The organism is Pseudomonas sp. GD03903, from assembly GCF_029840045.1.
GTDB classification, from domain to species: Bacteria; Pseudomonadota; Gammaproteobacteria; order Pseudomonadales; family Pseudomonadaceae; genus Pseudomonas; species Pseudomonas pseudonitroreducens.
Genome location: NZ_JAOCBT010000005.1, coordinates 54232 through 76900 on the forward strand (window position 1 = coordinate 54232; position 22669 = coordinate 76900).

22 protein-coding genes, 1 tRNA gene and 1 pseudogene are annotated in these 22669 nt (G+C 61.7%); 11 read left to right on the plus strand and 13 right to left on the minus strand.

All coding sequences use genetic code 11. The annotated features are described in order from the left end of the window. The first annotated feature begins 405 nt into the window (after positions 1-405). From N5C91_RS09175 to N5C91_RS09190, 4 genes and pseudogenes are all read left to right on the plus strand, one after another. On the plus strand, positions 406-549 hold the full coding sequence (locus N5C91_RS09175; protein WP_279829243.1) for a hypothetical protein: 144 nt from the start codon (positions 406-408) through the stop codon (positions 547-549). Then, positions 546-1646, plus strand: coding sequence for an acyltransferase (locus N5C91_RS09180; RefSeq protein WP_279829245.1), 1101 nt, complete (start codon positions 546-548; stop codon positions 1644-1646). Before N5C91_RS09175 ends, N5C91_RS09180 begins: the two co-directional genes overlap by 4 nt. 60 nt (positions 1647-1706) lie before the next feature. Then, a pseudogene (locus tag N5C91_RS09185) lies at positions 1707-2124 on the plus strand (structural protein P5). A 698-nt stretch (positions 2125-2822) separates the two neighbouring features. Continuing rightward, positions 2823-3194: a hypothetical protein gene (locus N5C91_RS09190; protein WP_279829247.1), complete on the plus strand. Its 372-nt coding sequence runs from the start codon at positions 2823-2825 to the stop codon at positions 3192-3194. Positions 3195-3314: 120 nt separating this feature from the next. Here the strand turns inward: N5C91_RS09190 and N5C91_RS09195 are convergent, their stop codons facing one another. Next, positions 3315-3479 carry a hypothetical protein gene (locus N5C91_RS09195; RefSeq protein WP_279829248.1) on the minus strand — a complete coding sequence of 55 codons (165 nt, stop codon included), beginning with the start codon at positions 3477-3479 and terminating at the stop codon, positions 3315-3317. Positions 3480-4260: 781 nt separating this feature from the next. Between N5C91_RS09195 and N5C91_RS09200 the strand changes: the two genes are divergently transcribed. From N5C91_RS09200 to N5C91_RS09225, 6 genes are all read left to right on the plus strand, one after another. Further along, the gene (locus tag N5C91_RS09200) at positions 4261-4524 is read left to right on the plus strand and encodes a hypothetical protein (RefSeq protein WP_236202093.1); all 264 of its coding nucleotides are present in this window, start codon (positions 4261-4263) and stop codon (positions 4522-4524) included. A gap of 523 nt (positions 4525-5047) precedes the next feature. Beyond that, the gene (gene uvrY / locus N5C91_RS09205) at positions 5048-5692 is read left to right on the plus strand and encodes a UvrY/SirA/GacA family response regulator transcription factor (protein ID WP_017517075.1); all 645 of its coding nucleotides are present in this window, start codon (positions 5048-5050) and stop codon (positions 5690-5692) included. A gap of 2 nt (positions 5693-5694) precedes the next feature. Beyond that, a complete protein-coding gene (uvrC, locus tag N5C91_RS09210; protein ID WP_236202094.1) occupies positions 5695-7521 on the plus strand; it encodes an excinuclease ABC subunit UvrC in 1827 nt (608 codons plus the stop codon). A 33-nt stretch (positions 7522-7554) separates the two neighbouring features. Next, positions 7555-8115, plus strand: coding sequence for a CDP-diacylglycerol--glycerol-3-phosphate 3-phosphatidyltransferase (pgsA, locus tag N5C91_RS09215; protein ID WP_279829252.1), 561 nt, complete (start codon positions 7555-7557; stop codon positions 8113-8115). A gap of 68 nt (positions 8116-8183) precedes the next feature. Then, positions 8184-8259, plus strand: a tRNA-Gly gene (locus N5C91_RS09220). A gap of 228 nt (positions 8260-8487) precedes the next feature. Further along, positions 8488-10419, plus strand: coding sequence for an integrase arm-type DNA-binding domain-containing protein (locus N5C91_RS09225; RefSeq protein ID WP_004350679.1), 1932 nt, complete (start codon positions 8488-8490; stop codon positions 10417-10419). 199 nt (positions 10420-10618) lie between these two features. Here the strand turns inward: N5C91_RS09225 and N5C91_RS09230 are convergent, their stop codons facing one another. Next, positions 10619-11275: a substrate-binding domain-containing protein gene (locus tag N5C91_RS09230; RefSeq protein ID WP_003149848.1), complete on the minus strand. Its 657-nt coding sequence runs from the start codon at positions 11273-11275 to the stop codon at positions 10619-10621. 119 nt (positions 11276-11394) lie between these two features. On the opposite strand from N5C91_RS09230, the gene N5C91_RS09235 reads away from it, so the two are divergent. Next, on the plus strand, positions 11395-11688 hold the full coding sequence (locus N5C91_RS09235) for a helix-turn-helix transcriptional regulator (RefSeq protein ID WP_003149846.1): 294 nt from the start codon (positions 11395-11397) through the stop codon (positions 11686-11688). A gap of 21 nt (positions 11689-11709) precedes the next feature. On the opposite strand, the gene N5C91_RS09240 is transcribed toward N5C91_RS09235, so the two are convergent. From N5C91_RS09240 to N5C91_RS09290, 11 genes are all read right to left on the minus strand, one after another. Next, complete coding sequence (locus N5C91_RS09240; RefSeq protein WP_004350675.1) at positions 11710-12600, minus strand: LysR substrate-binding domain-containing protein; 891 nt, start codon at positions 12598-12600, stop codon at positions 11710-11712. 37 nt (positions 12601-12637) lie between these two features. Next, the gene (locus N5C91_RS09245) at positions 12638-12961 is read right to left on the minus strand and encodes a hypothetical protein (protein WP_003149844.1); all 324 of its coding nucleotides are present in this window, start codon (positions 12959-12961) and stop codon (positions 12638-12640) included. Positions 12962-12992: 31 nt separating this feature from the next. Beyond that, positions 12993-14369: a dihydrolipoyl dehydrogenase gene (locus N5C91_RS09250; protein ID WP_004350672.1), complete on the minus strand. Its 1377-nt coding sequence runs from the start codon at positions 14367-14369 to the stop codon at positions 12993-12995. Positions 14370-14411: 42 nt separating this feature from the next. Further along, entirely contained in the window at positions 14412-15218 is an 807-nt protein-coding gene (locus N5C91_RS09255; protein WP_004350669.1) for a sulfite exporter TauE/SafE family protein, read from the minus strand. 90 nt (positions 15219-15308) lie between these two features. Further along, the gene (gene dsbG / locus N5C91_RS09260; protein ID WP_003149839.1) at positions 15309-16082 is read right to left on the minus strand and encodes a thiol:disulfide interchange protein DsbG; all 774 of its coding nucleotides are present in this window, start codon (positions 16080-16082) and stop codon (positions 15309-15311) included. A gap of 2 nt (positions 16083-16084) precedes the next feature. Continuing rightward, positions 16085-16921 carry a TlpA disulfide reductase family protein gene (locus N5C91_RS09265; RefSeq protein WP_004350666.1) on the minus strand — a complete coding sequence of 279 codons (837 nt, stop codon included), beginning with the start codon at positions 16919-16921 and terminating at the stop codon, positions 16085-16087. Continuing rightward, positions 16921-18774, minus strand: coding sequence for a protein-disulfide reductase DsbD (gene dsbD / locus N5C91_RS09270; protein ID WP_004350664.1), 1854 nt, complete (start codon positions 18772-18774; stop codon positions 16921-16923). The genes N5C91_RS09265 and dsbD overlap by 1 nt, the downstream gene beginning before the upstream one ends. 82 nt (positions 18775-18856) lie before the next feature. Further along, a complete protein-coding gene (gene ccmI / locus N5C91_RS09275; protein WP_003149835.1) occupies positions 18857-19738 on the minus strand; it encodes a c-type cytochrome biogenesis protein CcmI in 882 nt (293 codons plus the stop codon). Then, a complete protein-coding gene (locus N5C91_RS09280; RefSeq protein WP_003149833.1) occupies positions 19735-20190 on the minus strand; it encodes a cytochrome c-type biogenesis protein in 456 nt (151 codons plus the stop codon). Before N5C91_RS09280 ends, ccmI begins: the two co-directional genes overlap by 4 nt. Continuing rightward, positions 20187-20711, minus strand: a complete 525-nt coding sequence (locus tag N5C91_RS09285) for a DsbE family thiol:disulfide interchange protein (RefSeq protein ID WP_003149830.1) — start codon at positions 20709-20711, stop codon at positions 20187-20189. Before N5C91_RS09285 ends, N5C91_RS09280 begins: the two co-directional genes overlap by 4 nt. Further along, complete coding sequence (locus N5C91_RS09290) at positions 20708-22669, minus strand: heme lyase CcmF/NrfE family subunit (RefSeq protein WP_003149828.1); 1962 nt, start codon at positions 22667-22669, stop codon at positions 20708-20710. Before N5C91_RS09290 ends, N5C91_RS09285 begins: the two co-directional genes overlap by 4 nt.

The following is a 22669-nucleotide window of genomic DNA, read 5'->3' on the forward strand; positions in this document are numbered from 1 at the left end:
GGTTTGGTCTGGGGGCAGCTACTCACTCACTAGCCTGACGAGCCCACTCGGCCCCAAGGTTTCCGGTCACGGTGGAGCGGCCGGCGCTTGGCCATCACCGCGATAAGGTCGATCGTCTATGGCTTGAAGGCAGTGCCACGGTGAATACGGCTGTCGTGATCGGCGACAAGTTGATCATCGCATTGCCAGTGGGGTTCAGGATGTCGAACGGTGACCAGATTAGCTTCGCCAGCGGTAATGGTGGCGGTGTCCGTTCTGTTCAGCACCAGCGGAGATATCCATTTCCAGAGCACCGTGGCCGTCGGGACTGAAATTGCCCTGGAATCCGTCAGCATATTTCTTAGGTGAGATGGCGGCAGTGAGGGCGTAACGCTATGATGTGCGCCTCTCAGAACGGAGGCAGAGATGCGCATCCTCGTTTTATTGTTCCTTGCAGCCATGGCTGGCTGCTCTGCTCAGCCTGATGACTTCGATTCCAGCATGCAGGCAAAGTCTGCTGGGCAGGTGCTTCTCAAGGAGTCCGGGGCAGAGAAGAGGGACGGCCAGTGAAGATTCATTCACTAACGGCGCTGCGTTTCTTTGCTGCTCTTGGCGTGTTCTTGCATCACTTCCATTTCTACGAGCACACTCAGAGTTTGGGGCTGCAGTACACGTATAAGGTCTTCTTTGAGGGCTTTGTGGGTGTCACGTTTTTCTATGTATTGTCTGGTTTTATCATCAGCTATAGCTACCATAATCAGGCCAAGAAACGCCCGTACACGACCGGAGAGTTCTTGTTTAACCGGTTTGCGCGTCTTTATCCGGTGCATCTCCTGACGCTTGGTGTTGCGATCGCTGCATATTACGGCGCATCGAATCTGGGTGCGATTGATGGAAAGGTATTGGCTGTAAATGCTGCGCTCCTGCAGGCGTTCGTGCCTGAGCCGCAGTACTTCTTCAGCTTCAACGGGGTGTCTTGGAGCATCTCTGTTGAGGTGTTCTTCTACCTAGCCTTCATCGCCCTGTTCGTGCGCCTGCGCACCAGGTATTTGGCCGTTCTAGGTGGTGCGCTCGCTCTAGTGATCGGCTTCCTGCTGGTCGGTCCGCTTGCCAATCATCCGTTGAATGGTTGGACCTTTTACATCAATCCTGCATTCCGGGCCGTAGACTTTATCGCCGGAATGCTGATTTTCCGCGTCTTCGCTAGTGGTCGGTTCCAGCCAACCGTTACGCAGAGCAGCGCCTTGGAGGTTGGATCGCTGGTCTTGCTCGGCGCCTTTGCATATATCGGGATGAAACATGTGCCGATGGCTTGGCGCTACGACTTGTTCTATCTCCTGCCGATGATACTCACGGTGTGGGCCTTCTCGCACGGCCAGGGCATTCTCTCTCGGCTCATCAGCACTCGCCTCTTTGTGCTATTGGGCGAAGCCTCGTTTAGCCTGTACATGATCCACCAGATTGTCATCGCCTTGGCGTTGAAGAACTCTCCGGTGAATATTAACGAGCCAAACCAGGTTCTATGGTTCATCGGTGTGACTACGCTGACAGGGGTGGTTATATCTGTGGCGATGTATGAAATGTACGAGAAGCCGATCAACGATTATTTGCGTAAGGTTTGGAGGCGTCTAAGCTCTCCGGACCTGCAAGCCCAGAAGCCCGCGTAAGCGGGCTTTTCTTTTGCAGCGCCGGCCAAAGTGCCGGCTTTTCTCGCCTGGAAAAAGTGAGTGGCGGCTACTCGCGGCGTGCGAAATAATGATCTCGGAAACATCGATTACACCTCGTGCAACGCCTGGCAAGGCCGGCTCGGTCTTGCGCTAGGCGTGACCAAGCCTCGCTTCTCCCGCTTCGCCCCCCGCCCCCGAGAAAGGCATCTACGCGCTGGGCAAACCGCTGCTGGCTTGCAGCGGCAAAAACGGCATGCCAGGTGTGGGCGGCCCAGGCATCGACGCCGAGCGCGAGAAGATCAGTCGCTGGGCTCCTGGCTACGAAAACGACACCGAGGCGTACATCGGAACTGAGGCCAAAGCCCTTGGCGGGCAGCGCAACCATGTTGTCGACGTCCGCCTGCTGACGACCCTGAGTGGCGTAGTGGTTGCGATCATCCGACACGAAAATGATGGTGTGACGTACCCGGCGATGTGATCGATGGGGTTGTGCGTGGGCGCTTCCACGTGAAGGGGAGCTGTCCTGATGTTGGCCGTCCTGGTGTTACTCGCCGACGGCGCGGGCCTGGGCGTTTGGCTGGCCGCTGAGTATTACTCACCACAATTCAATATTGCCCAGAAGTAGATCGCCGACGGCTCCGCTGCTGCAGCCAGTTGCATGACTACTCGCGAGGCCTTAGCCGCTGGAGTGGAGATCCAGAAACAGGCACTGGTCAGTCTGCTGGGGGCCGCAGCACAACCGGCGGATCGTGCTCGAGCACAGCGGGGGGCTGCCGAGGGTGGGGCGTTTGCTGCTGGGCGGGAAGTCCACACTTGGACTTCCACCACGCGCAGCTCAGGCACGGGCCTCTGATGCAGGGGGCCAGCACCACGGCAAGATCATCCTCACCGTGCTCGCTCCGGTGCCAGTTCCAGGCTGAATGCCTGACGTACCGCTGAGCATGCTTCGGGGCCTGCCGGCGTGCGCTCGATCTGTACTGCCTGGACGGCGATGCCGTGCAGGACCGCTCCAGTGGTGAAGCGAGCGTTTGCCGTCGGCTTGCTTCCCCAGGGCGCAGCGATCGACGAATAGATGTGGCCTCTGCGCGCCGAGCGAATGCAGCGCCAGGCCTACAAGATGAGGCTGGAAACGGCCGTTCAGGCCTGCCAGTAGGGAGATTGCTGTAAAAGTAAAAAGTGGTCAGCGATATCATCACGACAGTTACGACAGGTAATGCGGTGGAGTCCATTCCTGTCCGGCAGGTCGACGGCCCGAAACTAGGCCTGGGTGTACTACCTGGGTCCATACCCGCTGAGCTCGATGAAAATGGCGTGCGTGTTCGAGCTGTAGATGCAATGAAGGCCCAGAACAGTGCCGGCGCACCGGCTCAAGGCGGAAGCACGCAAGCCCCGGCGGGCGCTGCGATGAAGGTCGCGCTCGCCTATACCGCCGAGGACGCGGTGGTTGACCGTCATTGGATGGGCGACAGTATCGTCGACTGTGTCCTAGTGTCTCGACTTTTCCGCGTTCACCACCTTGGGCATCACGAGATCATCTGGACTGATTGATGAATTGATGTCTGGGTGGATTCGCTGGACCAAGTGCTACCCGCTCTGGATGAGCGACGCGGATCGGCAGGCGATGAGAGTTTGACGGTTAAAGTGGCTTGATCATTCCCCTGGGTACGGCTAGCGCTTGTCGCCGGCGCCGACCGGAATCACTTCGCGCAACTCAAAGAGCTCTTTCTCGTCGCGCATGATCTGCAGGCCAACAATATCGCCGGCGTATTCGCGGTCGAAACTACCCTCGCGCAGGCTCAGCTTCGGTGGCTGCCCGTTGATGTTGCCAAGCACGTCCCTCTGCAGGTCCTGATAGTGCCCTTCGGTCCAGATCGTCCTCACCACCTCACCAGGGCATGGTAGTAGCAAACCAGGCACCAGTGGAGCTCCCTTGTGCTGTTGTGCTCGGCATTCAACAAGTATGCGCCGAGCGCGTGGATGGCCTTCGCCTGCCGCTCTGAGAGGGAGATCAGCCCGAACTGGCAGGCCTCGTCAGCCTGTGCAAGTAAGTAGTGGTAGTGATCGTCAGTGCTGTAGAGGAAGGCAACTTTGTCGTACAGCGCGACTTCAGCAGGCGTCGCTGATCATCGATAATTTCGTGTCACTGGTATGTCGAACGAGTCAGGTGACATTAAGGGAGGTGGACAGGGTGCTCAGAGCGGACGAGAAGGGGCGAAAATCAGTTCCAGAAGGTATTTCGCGCCCTCAGTAATATCGGGTCTCGTATAGGGTTTATTTCCTGTTAGAATCGGAATGCTTTCACGGCTGAGCGCAGCACCTTTGCGGGATTTGTATGATGGTCTTGAAAGCCGCCGACGGGCAACTGTCCTAGAGTTCGAATCTCTACGCTTCCGCCACTATTGCAACGTTGAAAGCCCCGCACTGCGGGGCTTTCGCGTTTCTGCCGGAGGAAGTGCCTCGTCTCGGCCTTTCGTCCAATCAGGTATCGCGCAGATTGCGATTGCCTTGTACAAGTTGAACAACGTCAGAAAAGGCCGATCATCCCGATAGATGATTCTGTAGGACATTGATCCGCTCAGTTAAACTTCAAGTACCAACCTCCGGAAAATCCTGAATGAATCAAGTCGAAGATCTCGAGCGGCAGATGCGCGAAGCGCTGGGCGTTGCTCCGAAAAAGATCAAAACCACTCGGGAAGTCAGCAACCCCATGCGGGGCTACCTGATCGTTCTCAGTGTGCGTGGCGATAGTGGGCCCGCATTTCGTTTCGAGCATCGCTCGCGCTCGCTGAGTCGCACCGAAGCCATCCTGGAGGCGGAGAAAGCAGCGCGCAGCGCTGGCTACAAGCCCTGGGCACTGCTGGATGCCGTCGAGGCCTGAGGCCTGTCGATAAGGAGTTCGACGGTGACGGCTGCATCAATCCTCTGTGGAATCCTGTTGGTCGCCGGTACCGCATGGCTGGCGTTACGCAAAGCACGGCGAGCCGTAGGCAAGCACCAGGGGGACGGTTCCAGCTACGACTTAATCAACTCGTCTGTCGCAACTGACGATAGCGATTCGTTCCGCAGAGGCGATCACGCCGACTGTGGCAGTGCGGATACGGATTCGGGTGGTGGATGCGAGTCCGCTGGCAGCAGCGCCGATTGAGCGCACGATCGGTAGGGCAGTGGCTGCGTGATTGCCATCGATATTTCCAGAGCGGGATCTCTCCGGTACGGCCGTCCTAGACGTGCCAGCGGGCATCTGTCAGCATTTATTCCGCCTGTGCTGCATTTCTCTGGCGCTTGCATTTTGGCGAACGGCTTCCAAGCTAGGTCGTAGAGCCGCTTTCTGTTAAGGTTCGGCAATTGTTCGGGGCTTCTTTTGCGAGGCTCGTCATTCCATTCTGCTCAAGGGGTGCTGCGTGATTAAGGTGCTGGTGGTCGATGATCACGATCTGGTGCGCACCGGAATTACCCGCATGCTGGCTGATATCGACGGCCTGCAGGTTGTCGGGCAGGCCGACTCCGGCGAGCGAGGGCTGCAACTGGCTCGCGAGCTGAAGCCCGATGTCGTCCTGATGGATGTGAAGATGCCCGGCATTGGCGGCCTCGAAGCCACCCGCAAGCTGCTGCGCAGCCAGCCGGACGTCCGCGTTGTGGTGGTGACGGTGTGCGAAGAAGATCCGTTCCCCACTCGCCTGATGCAAGCCGGCGCGGCTGGTTACCTCACCAAGGGCGCGGCCCTCGACGAGATGGTCCAGGCGATTCGCCAGGTGTTTGCCGGCCAGCGCTACATCAGCCCGCAGATCGCGCAGAACCTGGCATTGAAATCCTTCGAGCCGGAGCGGAATGCATCGCCGTTCGACACACTTTCCGAGCGTGAAATCCAGATCGCACTGATGATCGCTAACTGCCACAAGGTGCAGAGCATCTCGGACAAGCTGTGCCTCTCGCCCAAGACCGTGAATACCTACCGCTACCGTATCTTCGAGAAGCTCTCGATCACCAGTGACGTCGAACTGGCGCTGCTGGCTGTCCGGCACGGCATGGTCGACGCCAGCAACTGATCATGGTGCAACCGTTCGATTCGGCGGCCTTCCTGGCGACCTGCAGCGGGCGGCCGGGCGTTTATCGCATGTTCGACGCAGACGCCAAGCTGCTGTACGTCGGCAAGGCGAAAGACCTCAAGAAGCGTCTCTCCAGTTATTTCCGCAAGTCCGGCCTGGCGCCGAAGACAGCCGCGCTGGTGGCGAAGATCGCCCAGGTCGAGACCACCATCACCGGCAACGAGACCGAGGCGCTGCTGCTGGAGCAGACGCTGATCAAGGAGTGGCGCCCGCCTTACAACATCCTGCTGCGCGATGATAAGTCGTACCCCTACGTCTTCCTGTCGAGCGAGGATCAGTACCCGCGTCTGACCATCCATCGTGGCGCAAAGAAGGCCAAGGGGCGTTATTTCGGCCCGTACCCGAGCGCCGGGGCGATTCGCGAAAGCCTCGCGCTGCTGCAGAAGGCCTTCTTCGTGCGGCAGTGCGAGGACAGCTACTACCGCAACCGCACGCGTCCCTGCCTGCAGTACCAGATCAAGCGCTGCAAGGCACCATGCGTCGGGCTGGTGAGCGAAGAGGAATACGCCGAGGACGTGCGCCACTCGATCATGTTCCTCGAGGGGCGCAGTAACGTACTGGCCGAGGAGTTGTCCACCAGCATGGAGCAGGCGGCGATGCGCCTGGACTTCGAAAAGGCCGCCGAGCTACGCGACCAGGTCCAGATCCTGCGCCGTGTGCAGGACCAGCAGAGCATGGAGTTCGGCACCGGCAACGTGGATGTGGTGGCAGCCATCGTAACGCCTGGTGGAGCTTGCGTGCACCTGATCAGCGTGCGTGGCGGGCGAGTGCTGGGTAGCAAGAATTTCTTCCCGCAGGTGGCGATCGAAGAAGAGGTGGGGGATGTCCTGCTGGCCTTCCTTGGGCAGTACTACCTCAGCCACCACGAGCGCGACCTGCCGAATGAACTGATCGTCAATGCCGTGCATGAGGACTACCCGATCCTCGCCGCGGCTATCGAGGAGTCCCGAGGTCGCCTGCTGGAAATCACCCCGCGGGTGCGTGGCACACGTGCGCGCTGGCAGCAGCTGGCAGTGACCAATGCCGAACAGGCTCTGGCGGCGCGTCTAGCCAACCGCCAGCATATGGCTGCGCGCTTCGATGCGCTGGGTGAGGCGCTGGATCTGCCCGAGGCGCCGCAGCGCCTCGAGTGCTTCGACATCAGCCACTCCAGCGGCGAAGCGACAGTGGCTTCCTGTGTGGTCTTCGGCCCGGAAGGTGCGCTGAAGTCGGACTATCGCCGCTTCAATATCGAAGGCATTACCGGTGGCGACGATTATGCTGCCATGCACCAGGCGCTGACCCGTCGTTTCAGTCGCCTGAAAGAGGGCGAGGGCAAGATGCCCGACATCCTCCTGGTGGACGGCGGCAAGGGACAGTTGGCGATGGCTCAGGAAGTGCTGCAGGAACTGGCTGTGGTCGGCCTGACCTTGCTGGGCGTAGCCAAGGGTGTCACCCGCAAGCCTGGGCTTGAAACGCTCTACCTCAACGACGCCGAGCACGAATTCACCTTACCCGCCGACTCGCCTGCGCTGCATCTGATCCAGCAGATCCGTGACGAGGCACACCGCTTTGCGATCACCGGCCACCGCGCCCGGCGCGGCAAGGCCCGGCGCACCTCGACACTAGAAGACGTCGCTGGCGTCGGGCCCAAGCGCCGCCGTGACCTGCTCAAGCATTTCGGCGGATTGCAGGAACTGGGCAGAGCCAGTATCGATGAAATTGCCAAAGCCCCCGGTATCAGCAAAAAGCTGGCAGAGCAGATTTATGCTGCCCTGCACAGCGAGTAGAATGCCGGCTCAACTCGAAGACCTTCCGACCCGATGAATATCCCGAACCTGCTCACACTGCTCCGCGTTCTGCTCATTCCGATCTTCATCCTGTTGTTCTATCTCCCGTTCCCGGCCAGCCACCTGGCTGCCAGCGCCGTGTTCGCGCTTGCCGCCGCTACCGACTGGCTGGATGGCTACCTGGCGCGTCGATTGGGGCAGAGCACGCCGTTCGGGGCCTTCCTCGACCCGGTGGCGGACAAGCTGATGGTCGCCACTGCGCTGGTGCTGCTGGTGGAGGAGCATGCGAACCTGTGGCTGACGCTTCCCGCCGCTATCATCATCGGGCGCGAAATCGTGGTATCGGCGTTGCGCGAGTGGATGGCGGAGATCGGGGCGAGGGCGCATGTCGCCGTTTCCAGCCTGGGCAAGTGGAAGACCGCGGCGCAGATGCTGGCGCTGGTGATTCTCCTGGCCAATCCGCCGCTGATGACGTTCTGGGTCCTGGTTGGCTATGCGCTGCTGATCGTTGCCGCGATCCTTACCCTGTGGTCGATGCTGCACTATCTGCTGGCGGCCTGGCCGCACCTGAACACGACCCCGAAAGAGAAATAAGTTTTTTTGAATCAAGGAGTTGACAGGCATTTCCAAATCGTTAGAATGGCGCCCGTCAACACGACAACGCGGGAATAGCTCAGTTGGTAGAGCACGACCTTGCCAAGGTCGGGGTCGCGAGTTCGAGTCTCGTTTCCCGCTCCAAGTTTTGATCTACAGACTTCCACTGACGTCTGTAAGTCATTGAAATTAGGGGCTTCGGCCCCTTTTTTCATTCCAGCCAAAGCCACGGAAATCCACCGACAGCCAGCGTTTTTGAGGCCAAAATTGAGGCCAGAGAATGCGGGTGGTGCCGGTTCCGGGTTGTTGCTGGGGTTGGATCGGGATGACCAGCAGCATTGAGCCTAAGTCTCACGACTTAGGAGTTTGATGATGGCACTCTCTGATCTGACCGTGCGGCAAGCCAAGGCCGCCAAGAAAACCTACAGCATCCCCGATACCGATGGCCTCGGCCTGGTGGTCGCCCCCACCGGCGGCAAATCGTGGCACCTGCGCTACTACTGGCTCGGCAAGCAAAAACGCATATCCCTGGGCAACTATCCCGAGATCGGCCTGCGCGAAGCCCGCACCTTGCGCGACGAAGCCAGGGCGCTCCTGGCCCAAGGCATCAACCCCCACACCGACCGCAAGCAGAAACGGCATGCGGTCAAGCTGGCCTCGGACTACACATTCAAGGCAGTCTTCGATGCTTGGGTCGAGCACCGCGCCAAGGAACTCAAGGAAGGCCGGAACAGCACACTGTCGCAGATCAAGCGGATCTTCGAGAAAGACGTGCTGCCCAGCCTCAAGCAGATGTCGATCTATGACATTCGCAGGCCGCAACTCCTGGGCGTCCTGGCGCGGATCGAGAAGCGCGAGGCCTTCACCACTGCCGAAAAGGTCCGGACCTGGCTGGGGCAGCTATTCCGCTATGCGCTCGTCATCGTCGAGGGCATGGAGGCCAATCCGGCCACGGACCTGGACGTAGTGGCCGAGCCCAAGCCCGCGGTGACCCATAACCCCTACCTGCACCTGCCCGAGCTTCCCGAGTTCCTCCAGAAGCTCAGGCTCTACAACCCGCGCGGCTGGCAAACCCAGCTCGGTATCCGCCTGCTGTTCTTGACCGGCGTGCGCACCGGCGAACTGCGGCTGGCGACCCCGGATCAGTTCGACCTCGACCGTGGGCTTTGGATCATCCCCCCGCAGATCGTCAAGCAGCTTCAGGACGAGATGCGCAAAGCGGGGAAGCGGCCGCAGGACGTACCGCCCTACATCGTGCCGCTGTCCCTTCAGGCCATCGAGATCGTGCGCTACCTCCTGGGGGTGATGCGGCCCGCCCAGCGCCACCTGCTGACGCACCGCAGCGAACTCAAGAAGCGCATCAGCGAGAACACGCTCAACGCCGCCTTGAAGCGGATGGGCTACGAGGACAAACTGACCGGCCACGGTATTCGTGGAACCATCTCGACGGCACTCAACGAGATCGGCTATCCCAAGATTTGGGTGGACGCGCAGCTTTCGCATTCCGACCCAAACAAGGTGAGTTCGGCCTACAACCACGCCAAGTACGTGGAACCGCGCCGCCGGATGATGCAGGACTGGGCCGACCGCCTCGACTTGCTCGAACAGGGCCAAGTCGAAGCGGCCAGCGCGCACCTCACTATCCACATCGAGGGCGTACCGGCCATGGCGGAGGAGGACAAGCCCGACGCCATCGTTGCAGCTTCCTCTGCGCCTCCCGTTCCGCCGGTGGTGGCCACCCCCATCGTCGTGACGCCGAACGAAGGGGGCATCACCTTCCAACGGTTGTCGCAGGTGCCGCCATCCCCGACTCATGCGCCAGAACCCGAGGTGTCGGCCATCCAGCGCGAGCGCGAGGAAATGCTGGCCATCTACGAATCGCCGAGCAGTCTGCCGGTGCCCCTGTTCGGCAAGTTGGCTGGAAAGTCCAAGGACCAGATCAACCGCGAGTTGAAGGCGGGCAAGCTGCTCTCCATCAGCCTGGGCAACCGGGGGCAGCGAGTTCCCGATTGGCAACTGGTGCCGCTCAAACACAAGCTGGCCCAGGTGCTCATGCGCCAGTACCCCCAGGCGGATTCATGGGAGCTTTACCGCATGCTGACCCAGCCACATCCCGACCTGGGTGACCGCGCGGCCATCGACATCGTGACGCCAAGCAATCTGGGCATGGTGGTACAGATCATCGCAGGCAGCGAGCCACATGCGAATGCTCCCGAGGTCGTACCGCCGCGGCCTATCTCCGAAGAGGTGCGCCAGAGTGTTCGCCGGCTGATGGAGAGCGCTGTCGCCTTGGACGGCGCATAGGGTTACAGCCCTCGCGGGGGCCTTACGGCCCCCGCGCTACATCTGCACCGCCTGCATGAGTTCGCTCAGCACGCTGTGCGGGAGCGAAGGACACGGCGCCGGTATGCGCCGTCGAGAAATCGAGCAGACGATCATGCATGTCCAGCAGATCGCCGGACGCCTGGCGTCTGCACATCAGGGAACGCTCAGCGCGGGCGCGCTATCGGGTATTCGATTGGACTGCACTATCCTTGGCTACCTGCATCGCTCTGCGCTCGAACCGCTCAGAAACCGCGTTAGTTCGTCCTTTGAGGCGCTGCAGATGAGTCACGACCTCGTAGGGCCCCTCGGCCAGCGGCCGGGCGGTGATCCCCCATGCATCAGCGCGCTCGATGCGCGATTGCGCGGTGATCCCGACACCATAGCCAGCGCCGACCCATAGCGCCAACATGTCGAACGAGGTCACATGCTGGACGCTCTGCCGGCTTAAAGACGGGAGGGATGACAGCCGCTGATCCAGTAGTGAGCAGCTTTCTGCCGGCCAGCGAAACACGGGGTAGTCCAAAAGTTCGGCGATCGTAAGCTTTGTCTGGGCGAGCAAGGGGGACCACAATGGCATGGCAACAGCGATGTTCTCGATCCACAAGGGTTGGCTTTTCAGAGACGGAGCGCTTACGGCCCGAAGCGACATTCCTGCGTCGTAACGACCTTCATCAATGCCCGTCACCAGGTCGTCACTTGATGTCTCAAAGAACGCGATAGTGATTTCCGGCTCTTCCGCGCGTTGCAGGGCGAGAAGCGAGGAGAAGCATGAGGATGGCACCCCAGGTGCTATCGCAAGCCTGAGATGGGGAAACTGGCTGGTGGCATCATGCATGCGAGCCCCCAAAAAGTGTTCTGGCCGAGTAGGTGAACTTGCATCGTGGTCAAGAGTGAAGTTTAACGCCGTTATCTTTAACGTGGTTAATTTTGGCAGATTGTTTGACGCTTCTGCTAATGCAGAAATCAACCATTCAGCCAGGCCGTCCTTCTGGCACAACAACGTATGAATCCGCAGCGGCGACAGCTTTCGGACAGGCCGTGCGCGCTGCGCGCGTCGCACAAGGAGTCGCGCAAGACGAGTTCGCATCTCGGGCAGGCATTTCGCGCTCGCACATGGGCAAGATCGAGCGTGGAGAGCACGTGCCCACGCTGCCCCTCATACTGAAAATTTCAGTAGCACTTGGGATAAGCGCGGCTGAATTGATGGCGGCCACCGAGCGCAATCTTCGTGCCGAAACCGATCTTTGAGGGTGTCTGCCAGCGGGGCCTTCAGCCGCTCGCAGAGTCACGTAGGCGAACGATGAACCGCTCCAGCGAAGCCGACAAATCACTGCTGTCGGCCCGCAGCAAGTAAGTCGTGATGACGGCTGAATCGATGGCCAGGGGACGGATCACCACGTCCGGGCGTTGGCAAACCGGAATCTTGCTCGCCGCGAGAAAGCCGATACCGTAACCAGCACCGACCAAGGTGAGCATCATGTCCAGCGAGGACACCTCCTCGACGACGTTCAACTTGTGCTCAAGCACCTGCAGCAGTCGTGTCAGTTCCCGGCAGTAGCCCTCGCACGCATGGGGATCGCACAAGACCAGTGGATGGATCCCGACTTCTTGGAGCGGGACCTTTTTGTGGGCGAGCAGTGCGTGCCGTGCCGGCACGGCAATGACCAATGGATCTCGCCAGATGGGCTCAGCCCGTATGTCGTCGCCGACGTCGGCCGTATGCGCGAATCCGATCATGAAATCCCCGGACCGCAGGCCGCGCAACTGCTCGGCCAGCGGAACCTCGGACAGCCGTATCTCGATCTCCGGCTCCTCCGCGCGGCACCGGGCCAGAAATGCCGACAGGCGAGCATCGATTGCCCCGTCGGAAATCGCGATGCGCAGACTGCCTCGCAAACCTGCTGCCACGGCCTGGGCGTTTTCGCGTGCCTGTTCGAGCACGGTGAACAATCTGCGGATATCTTGAAGAAAGACAACACCCGCCGACGTCAGCACGGTTCCACGGCGGTTCCGGTCGAACAGCACGACCCCTAGCTCGTCCTCCAGTTCTTTGATGGCACGGGACAAGGGGGGCTGTTCGATGTGCAGGCGCTCGGCGGCGCGCGTGAAATGCAACTCTTCAGCCAGGGCCATGAAATAGCGCAGATGTCGTAATTCCATGGTCTCAGCCCCCCCATGCCGAACCGGCAGTCGCGTGCTACGCCCGTATGTAGATCCATCCCGCTTGCTGCATGCGCGCCATCTCGATAACAGCAGGCCCGTCCAGTACTTCGAGCGGCTCTCTGTTGTCCCTGCCGATCCGCGAAAGTGTGTTCGGGCATACCCAGGTGAGCGCGTCGAGGTCGGAAGGTGCCGTGTCCAGGGCGGCGGCGACGGCTTGCGCGTTCGCAACGATGCGCACATCGGCATCGGGCGCCGCGCGCTTGAGATTGGTTGCATTGCTTCGCGCACGCTCAAAGGCTTCTGCCGTCGGTGCGTGGAGGATCACTTTCAATGTGGGGCGCTGGGTGTCTTGGGTCATGGTCGGTCGGTGGTGCAGTCAGAAGGGTTGTTCACGGGCGCATCTGCTGGGATGCGGATTTCAAGGCGCTTTGCAGCATCTCCTCGATGGAGGGGTGGTAGTACGGCATGGCCAGCAGATCGTTGACGGTCTGCTTCGCCTGGATCGCCCAAGCGATCAGGTGCGCCAGGTGCTCGCCTTGCGTCAGGAGCATGCTGGCACCGAGCAAGGCGCCTGAGCCGGGGTCGGCATAGATGTGCAGCAGGTTTTCCGGAGCACCAAGAATCTTGGAGCGCCCGTTGCCGCTGCCTTCCGCGGTGCCGACGACCGCGCCTTCCTGCACCGCCGCCTCGTAGGTCATGCCGACTGCGCACGCATCCGGGTCGGTGAACAGGATCGTGATCGGCACGCGCCGGGATGCGCCCGGCCAACTTTCGCCGCGCAAGCTCGCCAGTGCGGCTTGCGCTGCCATCTGACCCTCGTCCGCGGCCTCGTGCATCAGAGGGCGATCCGGCTGCACATCGCCTGCGAAGAAAATCGGCACCTGGGACGGCCCGCAGGCCTGCATGGTCGCGGGGTCGATGCTCGGTCGGCCAGCCTGATCCAAGGAGATGCCGGCCGCGGCGAGATCGAGCGCCTCGGTATTGGGTTGTCGTCCCGTCACGACGAGAAGCCGATCCACGAGCGCGTCGCGCTCGCCGGCGCGCATGCGCACCTGGTCGCCTTCAAGGCTGACTTCGACGGCGGCGCCCAACCACATCGGCAACTCGGTCTCGAACCTGGCGATCGCCCGCTCCAGGACATCGGGGTCCTGGATGCCGCCGATGGCGTCTTTCTGGTCTGCCGCGACCACCTGCACATCCAAGCGAGACAGGGCCAGGCCGAGTTCCAGCCCGATGGCGCCCAGTCCCAGGATTCCCATCCGTGCGGGCAGGACGCCCAGGTCGAACAGGGTATCGGTGGTCAGGATGCGGGAGGCAACGCCGTCGAGCGCTTTGGGGACCACCGGGCGAGAGCCCGTCGCCACGATGAAGGCGCTGGCCTCGATCCGTTGTTCACCTGCCTGCAAGATGCCCGGCGCGACGAAGCGCGCTTCGGCCATGATCAGGCTCTCGCCAGCCGCCTTGCGCGTGCGCTCCGCGGCGGCGCCGGCCAGCGCATCCCTGGTCTGGCGGGCGTGGGACCATAAGGCCTGCGGCCCTTGGGTCGATGGCGTGGCGCTCGCTGCCAGTGCCTTGGCGACCTTCCAGTGCATGCCGGCATGCAGGGCCGCCTTCGAGGGCATGCATCCGACGCGCGCGCAGGTCGTCCCCAATGGCCCCCGATCGATCAGAACCACCTGTTTGCCTGTCGCTTTCAGCGCATGGAATGCGGTGCTGCCAGCGGTTCCCGCGCCAATGATGGCGACATCTACTTTCCTTGTCTGCATTGAATTTTCCCGTCCACAATCAATTAATCGAACATCGGACCTCTAGCCAACATTGCGCATGAGCATGAGGGCCGCCACGGCCACGCAGGTGATCGAAAACACCCGCTGGAGCATCTTTGAGGGAATCCTGCGTGCCAGAACACGGCCGAGCGACATGCCCACGAGCGCCGTGAGAACGAATGTCCAGGCGGGCGCGGTGAGCGTCATGCCATGACTCCACGCGATGAACACGGTTACAGCGGACAGCAGCGCGATCACCATGAGCGAGGTCGCGACGATGCTGTGCATGCGCAGCTCGCTGAAATGCGCCAGAGCCGGGACGATGATGAATCCGCCGCCCACCCCCAACATGCCCGTGGCCAAACCGGAGACGATGCCGATGCTCCCCAGCGTGGTCGCTGTTCGCACGTTCCAGACGAAGCGGCCGGTGTCCTTGGAGATCTTGCAGACCCGGGCTGGCTCGTCAGCCAGATCGTCCTGCGTCTGGCTGCCGCGAGATGACATGAACATCCGGTAGGCCACCACGAGCATGATGGCGACGAAGATCAGGTTCAGCCATCGAGGCGAAAGCCAGTGGGCAAACTGCACGCCCAGCGGAGCCGTCACGGCGCCGGCAGCCGCCAACATCATCGCTGCCTTGTACCGAACTACCCCCTGGCGCAAGCCCTGCAAAGCGCCCAGGGTCGCCGCTGCTCCCACGGCGAGCAGCGCCACGGGCGCGGCCTGACGGATGTCCATGCCCAGGCCGAACACCAGCGCCGGCACCGCGAAGATGCCGCCGCCGGCGCCAGTCAATCCCAGCACGGCTCCGATGATGAGGCCCAGCACTCCACCCGTCAGCGAGAGCATAGTGAATGATCCTTTGTGCAATTTCCGTTGAGCAGCCTGAGATGCGGGCTGAGAGAAGCGGCCATCAGGTTCGGCGCCTGGGCGGCTGGTTCAGCGCGGCCCCAGCACTTCACCCAATTGCGCCCCTCGCGGCATGCCGTTGTACTTCTTGAGGATCCCATTGGGGCCGCGTACAACGATGCCGGGCGTCCCCCGGAAGCCGGTGCTCGCCATGAGTGCCAGGTTGTCATCGAGGATCTTGCGCACATCGGCAGGCACGCTCTTGGCTGGCGTAATCCCGCCCTGGCCAAACTGCCGCTCGTTCGTCAACAACGCCGCACTCCGGTCAGGCGCGCCAAGAATGGCCGCGGCTTTGGCCGGGCTGTCATCCTTGATGATGCCTACCAGAATGTGCCGCAACTGGACCTTGCCGGAATCCACCCAGGGGCGTGCAGCTTCCCAGAAGGCGTTGCAATAGGGGCAGTTGGCATCGCTGAAGGTGTAGATGACGCGCGGCGCATCTGCCTTGCCGTCCAGCACCCAGGTGGACGACTGCAGCTGCGACCATTCCTTGTCGCTGACCGGCTTGGCGGCCAGCTTTTCCAGGTCCGCTTCGTCCATTGGCTCGCCCTTGGCGTTCAGGCGAGTTCCCACGATGGCATTGCCATCGCTCGTGATGTACACGGCAATGGGCCGGTCACCCGCGACGGCAGCGAAGGCGCGCAGACCGCCGCCGACCTTGAATTCCTGCGTGACGGTCAGGCCCTGACCTTCCAGCGCCTTGAGGACGGCCGGCTTGTCAGCCGTCTCTGCCTTGCTGCAGCCGGTGACCACCATGAAGCTGGCGGCCAGCAGGAACGAAATGTGCGAGCGTTGTGCAAACATGGTTACTCCTTGTCTGTCTTGATCTGTTGGGCTGGCGCGAATCGGCGCGACACCGTGTGTTTGAGGCTGGCCATCGTGAGTTCGCCCAGATGGGTATCCACCAGGCGTCCTTGCTCATCGAAGAACAAGGTGGTGGGCAGGCCTCGCGATGCGACGGCCTGCATGGTCTGGGAAGCGGGGTCGAGCAGCACATCCTTGAGATGCAGGCGTTCGCTCTCAAGAAAGGCGCGGGCTTGCTGGGCGCTCTCTCCCTGGTTGACCATGACAAAAGCGATATCGGGATACTGCGCTTGTGCCTGCTCGAACACCGGCATCTCGCGACGGCATGGTGGACACCACGACGCCCAGAGGTTGAGCACGACGGGCCGCCCAGCATAGGAATTCAGGACGACTGGCTGTTCATCGAGCGTTGCGAGCGTCAACGCTGGCAACGGCGGTGCCGAGCGCTGCAGCAGAGCCAGTACGCCCCCGGTAGCAAACCAGGCTGCGAGTCCGACCGCAACTCCCGCCAATACAGGCCGGCGCAATGCCCGAACCGCACGGGTGCGCCACCAGATGAGCGCCAGCGCTGCCAGGACACCGACCCACCACGAAAAGCCTTGGTCGCCAATGGAAATCATGGACATCGGCGACTGCGCGTACTCTTCCCACCATTGCGCGATGTAGCCGAGGCGAGCCGCCACAAACCCCACAAAAGCGGCGTCCAGCAACATTCCGCCGGCCGCCTTGTACGGAGAGTCGGGCAACCGCTTGGCAACCATGCGCGCCACCGCCCAGGCCAGCAGGACGGCCAGGAAGACGGCAACGACTTGGACGGAGAACGGACCTACGCTGATCATCAGGAACCTGCCTTGTCCAAGCGCACCAGGAAGGCGCGGGCATCGATCTCACCGACGACGCGCAGGTCCCGGCGTTCCGTACCGTCCGGGCCAACCAGAATGAGCGTGGGCGGCCCCATGACACCCCAATGCTTGAGCAAGGCCTGATCGGTCGCATCATTGCGCGTCACATCTGGTCGCACGACCTGCATCCGGGCCAGGCGGGACGCGACGGCGGGGTCGCCGAATACGTTGCGTTCGATCACATGGCAACTGACGCACCAGTCGGCGTAGAAGTCGATCAGGGTCCATTGGCCGCGCGAAGCGGCCTGTGCCAAATGCGCATCCACGTCCTCGACCGATTTCGCCTGCAGGTAAGCGACGCCGCCCGCCGCCGGTGCTGGCGAAGTCGAACCACCGCGCAGGTGGGCCAGCGGCTGCAATGCCGATTCGCCGCCAGAGGCCGCGCCGACCAGCATCAGGATGGACCACAAGCCGGCGAAGACGGCGCCGGACCGCAGCGACCATGCCAGCCGATGCTTCGCTGCCACGGCCTGGCCCCACGCGATCAGGCCAATCGCCACCGACAAGACCCATGCGCCCCACAGAACCAGGCTGACCGTGCCGGGCAGGAAGCGCGTCAGCATCATCACGGCCATGCCCACCATGACGTAGCCGAATGCCACGCGCACGCGGTCCATCCACGCGCCAGGCCGTGGCAGGACCCGGGCACCGAACACGGCGATGGCCAGCAGGGGCAGTCCCATGCCCAAACCCAGCGCGAACAAGGCCATGCCACCGTAGACCGCGCTGCCGGTCTGCCCGATGTACAGCAATGCGCCTGCCAATGGAGCGGTCATGCAAGGCCCGACCAGAAGCGCCGAGAGGAAGCCCAGCGCCGCCGCGCCGGAGATGCTCCCGCCCGAGCGATCTCTACCGGCGGATTCGACCCGATTGATCAGCGCCGAGGGCATCTGCAGCTCGAACAGGCCGAACAGTGAACTCGCCAGGACCAGGAACAAGGCTGCAAACGCTCCGAGCAGCCAAGGCGATTGCAGTGTGGCTTGCAGGTTGGCCCCGGCCAAGCCAGCGGCCACGCCCACCGCGGCGTAGGTGCCCGCCATCGCCAGGACATAGGACAGAGAGAGGAAGAAAGCCCGCCGCGGCTTGGCCTGGCTGCCGACGACCATGGTGGAGACGATGGGGATCATCGGGAGCGAGCATGGTGTGAAAGCGAGCAGCAAGCCGAAGCCAAAAAACAGCAGTGTTCCCCACACGGGGCCCAATGCTGCTAGGCGCTGCGCTGCCGCTTGATCCTCTGCCACCTCGGTAGCTCCGCCCAAGCTGACTGTGTTGGTGGAGGTCAAAGCCGAACTCCGCTGTACGGAGTCATTGCCGGTCGGGGATGTGCCGGCCACCACTGCCGGCAATGCCACATTCATGGTCTGCGGCGGATAGCAGATACCTGCCTCCGCGCACCCTTGCCAATGCAGTGTCAGCGGGCCGGGGGCGGTGGCGGGAAAGCGCAGATTGAGGGCATCGCCCGTATAGATTTCCGTATCGCCAAAGAATTCGTCGTGTTTGGCTGTTCCTGCCGGAAGCGTCAGGCTGACTTCATGGCCCTGCGCATCGACCAACTTGATGGCATGGCGATAAACGTAGTAGCCATCGGCAACGTGTCCAGCGGCCGAGAACGAATCGCCCTGCTGCTGCACAGCGTCCAGCTTGAGAACTTCGGCAACGTCCAGAAATTGCCGCTCGCTGCGGCCCCAGGAGGGAAAAAGGCCGTCCGCCCACGCACTGCCGACCGCACAACCACACAGGAGAAAGATCGCTACGATGCGCCGATAAAAAGCCAAATCCGAGTCCTCCAAGCAAAGCTGCCTGGATCATGCGATGACCCGATTAAGCGAAACTAAAGGTCCCCCCAATGGCCCGTGGGGGACGGGGATGCCATCAAGGCTTTGCGCTTGGCTCTGGTGATCGACCATGGGCGAGTTCCGCCTGCTCCGTCCGGGCCCGTTCAATCCCGGCCGCGACGACTTTCGCCGCCTCGGAATCGGGGGGCATCATCCCGAGCAGCTTCTCCCAGTGCGCGATGGCCGTTTGATAGTCCCGGCGCTGCACCGCAGCAGCGCCGGCCAGAGTCAGAGGCAGGGCTGCATTGGGATCGAGCGACAAGGCGCGCTCAAGCAGACGAGTGGGCTCTCCCTCAAAACCGGAGCCACGGATTCTGGACAGCGACTCCGCGTACTCCGCCAACGCCTGTGGATCGTTCTGGACCAGCTCATTGGCGTGGGTGAAGGCATTGACGGCTTGCTCATGATCGCCGAAGTAACGGTAGGAACGCGCCAGCATGAGCCAGCCTCCAGGATCATCGGGGTGCTGGGCCAGCCGTGCCTGAAGAGAGGCCACCATTGCTTGCACATCGGTTTGCGTCGTCATGCTCGCGCTGCGAACCTGTGACGGGTCCGTGGCGGCCGGATTTCCCAGGTACGAATAGGTGAGCGCTGTCGCGATCGGCAGCAGAATGGCGACAGTGATCGCTGCCCGCTTGCTTCCAGCAGGCGGCCCCAATTTCAACGGAGGAGCAGCAGTTTCATTCAGCGCTCGCCGCTGAAGATCAGATCTTGCATCGGCCAATTCATTGGCCGACAACGTGCCATTGATGTGGTCTCTCTCCAACTCCGCCCATTGATCGCGCAGTACCGCGACGTTCACGCTTTCAGGGGCAACTTGGTCGCTCGCACCATGTCCCCCTCGCCAGAGAACGAAAGAAAGCCATATCGAGACGCCTCCCACGAGCACCGACGCCAGAGTCAGGAAAACGATGCTCATGTTTCGTCCAGTACATTGTGTGGCGGAGCCAGCAGCGCGTCCGCGTGTCTGCGCTCCTCTTCATTGAGTGCAGCATGCTTCGGCTTGCGGTTTCGGCTGCGCAGATTCATGACCAAGACCACAATGCCCAAGGCAAGCACCACGAACGGGCCAAACCAAAGCAACATCGTTGTCGGCTTCAAGGGCGGGCGATAGAGCACGAAATCGCCGTATCGCTCGACCATATAAGTCCGGATGTCGTCATCGCTCTTGCCGGCACGGATCTGCTCGCGGATCTGTTGGCGCAAGTCAGCGGCAAGATCGGCCTGCGAAGCTGCAATCGATTCATTCTGGCAAACCAGGCAACGTAACTCGGATGCAATGCCCAGCATTCGGTCCTCGGCCGCTTGGTCGCTGGCCCAGACCGGAGCCGTGAACAGAAAGAAAAACAATGCCACCCGCCAGAGAATCATTTCTCAAGCTCCCGCACCAGCGGCAGCAGCTCGCCGCGCATTTCCCCCGCGTCAATCGCCCCGGTGTGCTTGTAGCGAATGATGCCTGCCTTATCGATCACATAGGTTTCCGGCACGCCGTACACCCCGAAGTCGATGCCGACCGCCCCATGCGCATCGGAGACCGTCGTTTCAAAGGCATTGCCATTGCGCCGTAGCCAGGCGATGGCGTTCTGGGGCGTGTCCTTGTAGTTCATGCCGACCACCGAAACAGCATGCCTGCTGGCCAATTCGGTGATGACAGGATGCTCCTCAAGACAGGGCGCGCACCAGGAAGCCCACACGTTCAGTACCCAAACTTTCCCGATCATGCTCTCGGATGAGAAGGTCAGGTCCGGAGCTTGCAGTTGCGGAAGGCTGAAGCGCGGCGCGGGCTTGTTGATCAAGGGCGATGGCACCTCGCTGGGCTTGAGCGTCAGGCCCACTGCGAGGAACGACACCAAGACAAGGAATCCGAGCAGCGGCCATAGGAAACGGTTCATGATGCGGCCTCGGGCAATGGCGGAGCGACGTGTTGACGGCGAGGCTTCAGACGGTATCGACGATCGCTGATGGCCAAGCCACCGCCAAGCGCCATCAGGATGCAGCCGATCCAGATCCAGTCAACGAATGGCTTGTGGTAGACACGAACGCTCCAAACACCGTCGCCGAGCGGTTCGCCGAGCGCCGCGTAGACGTGGCGCAGTCCGTTTGCATCGATCGCCACCTCGGTCATCGGCATCTGCGAGGCCGGGTAATTGCGCTTTTCCGGATGCAGCCGACGCAAGACCTTGCCGTCGCGCGACAGTTCGATATCGCCTATCTGCGCCACGTAGTTGGGCCCCCGCGTGCTTCTGACGCCGATCAAAGTGAGGTCGTAGCCGCCGATGCTGACGGACTCGCCCTGGGCCAATCGAACGTCTCGCTCGGTCTCATACCCACTGACGATGGTCACGCCAGTCACGAATACCGCGATGCCCAGATGCGCCATATGCATCCCAAGCCAACTGCGTGGCTGGGCACGCAACCCGCCGCGGGTGGCGCGCATTCGGCCGAAGATGCCCGTCACCACCGACACCGCAATCCACGTGGCGAGCATCAAGCCCAACGCCGCAGAAGCTGACCAGTGCCCCAGCACGAACGGGGCGGTCAGGCCCACCAGGGGTGCAGCAATCATCGGCACGCGCAACTGCCTGAAGATGGCACCGAACTGGGCGGCCTTCCAATTGGCGGCGGGTCCTACCGCAATCAGAAGCAACGCGGGGATCATCAATGGCACGAACACCGCATTGAAGTATGGCGGCCCCACGGAGAGCTTGCCCAGGCCCAGCGCATCGACGAGCAGTGGGTACAGCGTACCGAGCGCGACAGCGCCGGCAGTGACGACCAACAGCACATTGTTGACCAGCAGCAAGGACTCCCTGGAGACCATGTCGAACCGTCCTCCCATGCCGACCTTAGGGGCTCGCCATGCGAACAAAGCGAGCGACGTGCCCACAATGACCGTCAGCAGAATCAGAATGAATAACCCGCGTCGCGGATCGGTGGCAAATGCATGCACAGAAGTCAGTACGCCCGAGCGCACCAGAAAGGCACCCAAAAGCGAGCAAGAAAATGCGCCGATCGAGAGCAGCACCGTCCAGTTCTTGAAACTGGCCCGCTTTTCCGTCACCGCCAAAGAGTGGATCAAGGCGGTGCCCACCAGCCAGGGGATGAACGACGAGTTCTCGACCGGGTCCCAAAACCACCAGCCCCCCCAGCCCAACTCGTAGTAGGCCCACCAACTCCCCAAGGCGATTCCGACCGTCAGATTTGCCCAGGCTGCGGTGGCCCAGGGACGAGACCAGCGTGCCCACGTCGAGTCCAGTTGTCCGGCAAGCAATGCAGCAATCGCGAATGCGAAGGCCACCGAAAATCCGACGTACCCCATGTAAAGCAGCGGTGGATGAAAGATCAAGCCGATATCCTGCAGGAGCGGATTCAGATCCCATCCATCTTGCGGTACCGGGAAAAGTCGCTCGAAGGGATTGGAGGTCAACAGGACGAACAGCAGGAAGCCGGCCGTCACCAGGCCGAGCACGCCCAGAACGCGCGCCACCATGGCATCCGGAAGCTGTTTCGACAACCGGCTGACCGCATAGGCCCAGCCGGTCTGCATCAGCAGCCAGAGCAGGAGCGAACCCTCATGTCCGCCCCAGACCGCGGCCATTCTGTAGCCCAGCGGGAGCTGAGAATTGGAGTTTTGAGCGACGTAGGCGACCGAGTAGTCCTTCGCGACAAAGGCCCAGGTGAGCGCGGCAAAACCGACCATCACCAACAGGAATTGAGCGCGTGCAGCGGGGCGGGCGAACGCGATCCAGGTGAGGTTGGCTCGCGCCGCGCCGGCCAGGGCAAGAACACCTTGAGCGAGTGCCACGAACAAGGCAGCGATGAGGGCGAGGTGGCCGATTTCTGGAATCAT

Bases quoted from the DNA above. Each gene is read 5' to 3' on its own strand.
- N5C91_RS09230 (WP_003149848.1), bottom strand. From the start codon at position 11,275: ATGCATGATGCCACCAGCCAGTTTCCCCATCTCAGGCTTGCGATAGCA.
- N5C91_RS09255 (WP_004350669.1), bottom strand. From the start codon at position 15,218: ATGCTCTCGCTGACGGGTGGAGTGCTGGGCCTCATCATCGGAGCCGTG.
- N5C91_RS09175 (WP_279829243.1), top strand. From the start codon at position 406: ATGCGCATCCTCGTTTTATTGTTCCTTGCAGCCATGGCTGGCTGCTCT.
- N5C91_RS09235 (WP_003149846.1), top strand. From the start codon at position 11,395: ATGCAGAAATCAACCATTCAGCCAGGCCGTCCTTCTGGCACAACAACG.
- ccmI (WP_003149835.1), bottom strand. From the start codon at position 19,738: ATGAGCATCGTTTTCCTGACTCTGGCGTCGGTGCTCGTGGGAGGCGTC.
- N5C91_RS09280 (WP_003149833.1), bottom strand. From the start codon at position 20,190: ATGATTCTCTGGCGGGTGGCATTGTTTTTCTTTCTGTTCACGGCTCCG.
- N5C91_RS09290 (WP_003149828.1), bottom strand. From the start codon at position 22,669: ATGATTCCAGAAATCGGCCACCTCGCCCTCATCGCTGCCTTGTTCGTG.
- N5C91_RS09225 (WP_004350679.1), top strand. From the start codon at position 8,488: ATGGCACTCTCTGATCTGACCGTGCGGCAAGCCAAGGCCGCCAAGAAA.
- uvrC (WP_236202094.1), top strand. From the start codon at position 5,695: ATGGTGCAACCGTTCGATTCGGCGGCCTTCCTGGCGACCTGCAGCGGG.
- N5C91_RS09265 (WP_004350666.1), bottom strand. From the start codon at position 16,921: ATGATCAGCGTAGGTCCGTTCTCCGTCCAAGTCGTTGCCGTCTTCCTG.
- N5C91_RS09245 (WP_003149844.1), bottom strand. From the start codon at position 12,961: ATGACCCAAGACACCCAGCGCCCCACATTGAAAGTGATCCTCCACGCA.
- N5C91_RS09250 (WP_004350672.1), bottom strand. From the start codon at position 14,369: ATGCAGACAAGGAAAGTAGATGTCGCCATCATTGGCGCGGGAACCGCT.
- dsbG (WP_003149839.1), bottom strand. From the start codon at position 16,082: ATGTTTGCACAACGCTCGCACATTTCGTTCCTGCTGGCCGCCAGCTTC.
- pgsA (WP_279829252.1), top strand. From the start codon at position 7,555: ATGAATATCCCGAACCTGCTCACACTGCTCCGCGTTCTGCTCATTCCG.
- N5C91_RS09285 (WP_003149830.1), bottom strand. From the start codon at position 20,711: ATGAACCGTTTCCTATGGCCGCTGCTCGGATTCCTTGTCTTGGTGTCG.
- N5C91_RS09200 (WP_236202093.1), top strand. From the start codon at position 4,261: ATGAATCAAGTCGAAGATCTCGAGCGGCAGATGCGCGAAGCGCTGGGC.
- N5C91_RS09240 (WP_004350675.1), bottom strand. From the start codon at position 12,600: ATGGAATTACGACATCTGCGCTATTTCATGGCCCTGGCTGAAGAGTTG.